The sequence below is a fragment of the Desulfosarcina sp. genome, from assembly GCF_041551955.1.
Taxonomy (GTDB): domain Bacteria; phylum Desulfobacterota; class Desulfobacteria; order Desulfobacterales; family Desulfosarcinaceae; genus Desulfosarcina.
The window spans coordinates 1-5,588 of sequence record NZ_JBFELV010000333.1 but is presented as its reverse complement, the minus strand read 5'-3'; the positions used below and the strand labels follow the sequence as shown (position 1 = coordinate 5,588).

The window sequence follows — 5,588 nt, the reverse complement described above, 5'->3', positions numbered from 1 at the left end:
CTTGCCCTGCCAGGTATTTTTATCTTTGAAGCGGGTGTGGATCAGGTCCATGGTTTCCCGTTTTTGCAGGGACCAGGCCGGGGCCACCAGTTCCTTGGGGTGGGGGTCACCGGTGAGGCGCTGGATGATCATCGTCTCCGGCAGGCGTTCGATGAAGTCACACACCAATTCAACGTACTCCCGCTGTCCCAGGCAACGGTAGCGGCCGGCCCGGTAAAGGTTCTCCATGGGGGTGCCCCGCACCACATACAGCAAATGGAGCTTGATGCCGTCGATGCCCATGGCGGCGATGGCATCGGCGGTCTCGAGCATCTCCTGCCGGGATTCACCGGGCAGGCCCAGGATCACATGGGCGCAGATGTTGATTTTGCGGTTGCGGGTGAGCGATACGGCCTGTTCGAAGCAGGCAAAATCGTGGCCCCGGTTAATCCGGGCAAGGGTGCGATCGTGGGCGCTCTGCAGGCCGTACTCAACCCATATGAGATGCTTTTTGGCGTAGCCTTCAAGCAGGTCCAACACCGGCGGATCAACACAATCCGGCCGGGTGCCCACGGCCAATCCCACTACGTCTTCGATGGCAAGGGCTTCGTCATACAGGGCTTTCAAATGCTCGACGGGGGCGTAGGTGTTGCTGAAAGACTGGAAATAGGCCATCAGTTTGTTGGTCTTGAAACGGCGGGCGATTCTTGCCTTGCTGCGTTCGATCTGCTGCGTGATCGATACACCCTGGCGATAGGCACCGGTCCCGGATCCGTTGGCATTGCAATAGATGCATCCGCCAATGGAGATCGAGCCGTCGCGGTTGGGGCAGTCCAGTCCGGCGTCGACGGTGACCTTGTGGACTCGGCAGCCAAACAGCGAACGAAAGTAGGTGTTCAGGTCCCGGTATGGTTTTTTGTGCATGACGATCCTGTCCTTGACCTAATTATCCCGGCAATTATATAGTGCCCCTCCGGAAACGGATATGTTGTACGATCGCTAAGCGCGGCTCAGATATTCATCCTCCGAGTATCAGTTTATATGCCTGCGGTAAAGTTTTTCGCGGGCCTAAATCTCGAACCACATGCAACCATTCCGAACTGAGGCGATACGTCTGTCGGAAAAAAGAATAGCCGAACTATATGGCCATATACCCGAAGAAATACGATGTGATCGTTGTCGGCGCCGGGCACGCCGGCTGCGAGGGGGCCCTGGCGGCGGCCCGCATGGGCTGTCGCGCGCTGCTGCTGGCTATCGACCTGGACAAGATCGCCGCCATGCCTTGCAGCCCATCCATCGGCGGAATGGCCAAGGGACAGCTGGTCAAGGAGATCGACGCCTTGGGCGGAGAGATGGCCAAAATTGCCGATCAAACCGCCATCCAGTACAAGACGCTGAACACTAAAAAGGGGCCGGCGGTGCAGTCCACCAGGACCCAGAACGACAAAGGGCGCTATCACACGGCCATGAAAGCCGTTTTGGAAAAGCAGCCCAACCTGGACATCAAACAAGCTCTGGTGGAGCGCCTGATCGTTGACGGGGATCGGGTATGCGGTGTTGAGGATCACACCGGCTTTGGTTTTCAGGCGCCGTGCGTGGTGCTGGCCACCGGCACCTTTCTGTCCGGGCTGGTGCACATCGGCTTCAAAACCATGCAGGCCGGCAGGGCCGGGGAGTTTGCCGCCTACAGCCTGCCCAACCATCTCAAGGCGCTTGGCTTTGCATTGGGTCGCATGAAGACCGGCACGCCACCACGACTCGACCGGGCCAGCATTGATTTTTCCCAGTTTGAAGAGCAGCCCCTGGAGGACCCCGCCCGCGCCTTCTCCTTCTCGGGCCAACCGGCGCGGCTGCCCCAGGTTCCCAGTTTTATCGGACACACCAGCGAGCAGGTCCACCAACTGGTGCGTGAAAACCTGCACTTGTCCGCCCTGCACAGCGGCATCATCAAAGGTGTGCCGGCCCGCTATTGCCCCTCATTTGAAGACAAGATCGTCCGCTTTCCGGAGCGGGACCGCCACCAGATCATCCTCGAGCCCGAGGGACTGGACACCCAGGAGATTTATGCGTCGGGACTGGGCAACAGCCTGCCCATAGAGGTCCAGACCCAGGTGGTCAGACGTGTCCGCGGCCTGGAGGAGGCGGAAATCATGCGTCCGGCTTACGCCATCGAATACGACTTCATCAATCCGATTCAACTTCGCCCCACATTGGAGACCAAGCGGGTGAAAGGCCTTTATCTGGCCGGCCAAATAAATGGCACGTCGGGCTACGAAGAGGCTGCGGCCCAAGGCATGTGGGCCGGCATCAACGCCGCCTGCAGGGTCCAGAAACGGCCGCCTTTCATCCTGGACCGCAGCCAGGCATACATGGCTGTGATGGTGGACGACCTGGTCACCCGAGGCACCCTCGAACCATACCGCATGTTCACCTCGAGAGCCGAATACCGGTTGATGCTCAGGGAGGACAATGCCGACCTGCGGTTGACCGAAATCGGTCACGAACTCGGTTTGCATAGTGCCGATACCCTGAAGGCCAATCGCGAGCGAAAAGCCCAGATCCAGGCCGAGATTCAGCGCATCAAACAGGCGGTGATCAAGCCGCTGCCTGCCGTCAACGCCTACCTGGCGCAGCGGGGCACGCCGCCCATCGACAACGGGATCCATCTGGTCCAGCTACTTAAACGGGCTGAACTGGATTACGACGCGGTAGCTACGTTGTCCCCGGCCGATACACCGCCAACAGAGCGGGTGGCCCGGCAGGTTGAGATCGAAATCAAGTACGAGGGGTACATTCGGCGCCAGCTTCAGGAGATCGACAAGTTCAGGCATCTGGAGCAGATCAAACTGCCGGAATCGATCGACTACACGATCGTTCACGGCCTTTCCAGTGAACTCAAAGAGAAACTGGCCGCGGTCCACCCGGCATCCCTGGGTCAGGCATCACGCATCGAGGGCATGACCCCTGCGGCCATTTCCGTACTCATGGTACATCTACGCCTATGGAAAAATCGTTAGTCCCCCGCCTGCGGGTGGACAATCTGTCTATCCACGATGTCGGTCCGGTCAGCCTCGATATCGACAAGGGCGAGTGTGTGGGACTCTCCGGTCGGTCGGGTTCGGGAAAAAGCCTTTTTTTAAGGGCGATCGCGGACATGGAACCCCACCGTGGAACGGTCTGTCTCGACGGCACCGAGCAGGCGCTGATTCCCGCACCAGCCTGGCGGCGGAAGGTGGCTCTGCTTCCATCCGAAAGCCAATGGTGGTCCGATGTGGTGGGCGACCATTTTGCGGCGTCCGATGCAAACGGATTGAACCGGCTTGGGTTTGACCCAGACATTCTAGCCTGGCCGGTTTCACGGCTTTCCAGCGGGGAGCGACAGCGTCTGGCTCTGCTGCGACTTCTGGAAAACCAGCCCCACCTCTTGCTGCTGGACGAACCCACGGCCAACCTGGATGAAGAAACTTCCGCCAGAGCCGAGGAACTGATTCGATCCTACCGTCAGGGGACCGGCGCCGCTGTCGTGTGGGTCGGCCACCAGCGCACGCAGTTGTATCGTGTGGCCAGCCGGGTTTTCACCATGGAGGGCGGGCGGATGATTGGCCGTGGAGGGGTGCCATGACATCGGAGACCATTTTTCTGACGCCATCGGATCTTTCCCTTGCCGCCCTGCTGGTGATTGCCCTGGCCCTGGTCAGCCGACGCATGGGGCTGGGGCTGGCCGGACAAATCATCCTGGCTGCCTTGAGAACCACCTTGCAGCTGTGTGTGGTGGGACTGGTATTAAAGGTGGTATTTGCGTCGATCCATCCGTTATTGATTGCATCCATGGCCGCGGTGATGCTGGTAGCCGCCGCCCGTGAGGTGATGGCCCGCCAGAAGCACCGCTTTGTCGGCTGGTGGGGCTTCGGCATGGGGGCGGGGTCCATGTTTGTCTCCTCTTTTGCCATCACCACATTCGCCCTGGCGGTGATTATCGGTGTCGACCCCTGGTATACGCCGCAATATGCCATCCCCCTGCTGGGAATGATGCTGGGAAACACCATGACGGGTATCTCCCTGGGCCTTGATCGTTTGACCGAATCGGCCTGGGAGCGCCGCAGCACCATTGAAGGGCGGCTGATGCTGGGCCACACCTGGTCTGAGGCGATCGGTGAGATCCGCCGGACCAGCGTCCGCAGTGCCATGATTCCCACGATCAACTCCATGGCTGCTGCCGGTCTGGTGAGTCTTCCGGGCATGATGACCGGCCAGATTCTGGCCGGCAACCCGCCGCTTGAAGCGGTGAAGTACCAGATCCTGATCATGTTCATTATTTCCGCCGGCACCGGATTCGGCGCGCTGATCGCGGTCTGGGCCGGTGCGCGCCGGCTCTTTGACGACCGACATCGCCTGCGGCTGGACCGCCTGAAAACATCCGGGCAATGATTGGCCCAACGGCTTGACATTAAAAAACAAACACCTTATTTTTGCACCTTAACAAGGTGAACGCTGACCCATCTTTTGGCATGCGTTCATGCAAACTAAAGCAGGGAGCGGGGTCAATCATGTCCGAACAGGATTACTACCAGGTATTGGGCGTGGCCAAGACCGCCACAGATACCGAGATTAAAAAGGCTTACCGCAAGCTGGCCATGAAGTACCATCCGGATCACTCCAAGGGTGACAAGCGAGCCGAAGAGCAGTTCAAGGCGGTCAGCGAGGCCTATGCGGTGCTCAGTGACAAGGAGAAGCGTCAGCAGTATGACACCTTCGGTTCTACCGGTTTCCACCAACGCTACTCTCAGGAGGATATATTCCGCAATGTGGATTTGGGAGATATTCTTAAAGAGTTCGGGTTTGGCGGCCAGGGGCGGCGTTTTTCTTTCGGCGGTGGGCCGTTTGGTGGGCACACGCGGCGCCAGGCACCGATCAAAGGGTCGGACCTGGTCTACGAACTTCCCCTGACGCTGCAGGACGTGGCCAGCGGAACGAGCAAGGCCGTTACCTTTCAACATCAGGGGCGCAACGAAAGTATCACGGTCAAGATACCGCCGGGGATGATCACCGGCAAGAAACTCCGCCTGGCGGGTAAGGGCGAGCAAAGTGCGTACGGTGGTCCTCCGGGCGACCTGTATATCAAATCCCGTGTCACTCCAGATCCGGTATTTACCGTAGAAGGCCATGACCTGCATGTCACCGTTACCATTCGGCTCAGCGAGTCCCTACTGGGAACCCAGGTGAAGATACCCACCCTCGAGGGGGGGGAATTGAGTCTAAAAATTCCTCCGGGAACCCGCCATAAAACCCGGATGCGACTGGCCGGGCACGGACTTCCCCAGATGAAAGGCAGTGCCAAGGGTGACTTGTATGCCACCGTTTCGGTAGAGCTTGCAAAAGAACTGTCTCCCGAACAGAAAAAGCTTGTGAAAAAGCTGGCCGCCACCGGTATGTAACAAATTAAATTCATTGACAACTAACCCCTACTAGGTTACTTTTTCGCTGGACTGGCGGCATGGAATTGGTGTTTCATGGTTGCCTTTAAACGATTATTTTTATTTTCTCAAACTTGATGGACCCGTTAAAAGTCGTTTTTCCGACGGATTTGTGAAAAGCCCGAGATCAAGGCT

General features: G+C 58.4%; 5 protein-coding genes. 4 read left to right on the top strand and 1 reads right to left on the bottom strand.

Annotated elements, in window-relative coordinates; all coding sequences use genetic code 11:
- The coding region (locus tag ABYV26_RS19395) for a TIGR01212 family radical SAM protein (RefSeq protein ID WP_372683007.1) at positions 1-903 on the bottom strand (903 nt) is incomplete at its 3' end.
- A 218-nt stretch (positions 904-1,121) separates the two neighbouring features.
- Between ABYV26_RS19395 and mnmG the strand changes: the two genes are divergently transcribed.
- The 4 genes from mnmG to ABYV26_RS19375 all read left to right on the top strand — a co-directional run bounded on the left by mnmG (position 1,122) and on the right by ABYV26_RS19375 (position 5,414).
- A complete protein-coding gene (gene mnmG, locus ABYV26_RS19390) occupies positions 1,122-2,996 on the top strand; it encodes a tRNA uridine-5-carboxymethylaminomethyl(34) synthesis enzyme MnmG (RefSeq protein WP_372683006.1) in 1,875 nt (624 codons plus the stop codon).
- The gene (locus ABYV26_RS19385; RefSeq protein WP_372683005.1) at positions 2,981-3,601 is read left to right on the top strand and encodes an ATP-binding cassette domain-containing protein; all 621 of its coding nucleotides are present in this window, start codon (positions 2,981-2,983) and stop codon (positions 3,599-3,601) included. Before mnmG ends, ABYV26_RS19385 begins: the two co-directional genes overlap by 16 nt.
- Complete coding sequence (gene fetB, locus ABYV26_RS19380) at positions 3,598-4,407, top strand: iron export ABC transporter permease subunit FetB (RefSeq protein ID WP_372683004.1); 810 nt, start codon at positions 3,598-3,600, stop codon at positions 4,405-4,407. The genes ABYV26_RS19385 and fetB overlap by 4 nt, the downstream gene beginning before the upstream one ends.
- 119 nt (positions 4,408-4,526) lie before the next feature.
- The gene (locus ABYV26_RS19375) at positions 4,527-5,414 is read left to right on the top strand and encodes a DnaJ C-terminal domain-containing protein (RefSeq protein WP_372683003.1); all 888 of its coding nucleotides are present in this window, start codon (positions 4,527-4,529) and stop codon (positions 5,412-5,414) included.
- The last annotated feature ends 174 nt before the right edge of the window (positions 5,415-5,588 follow it).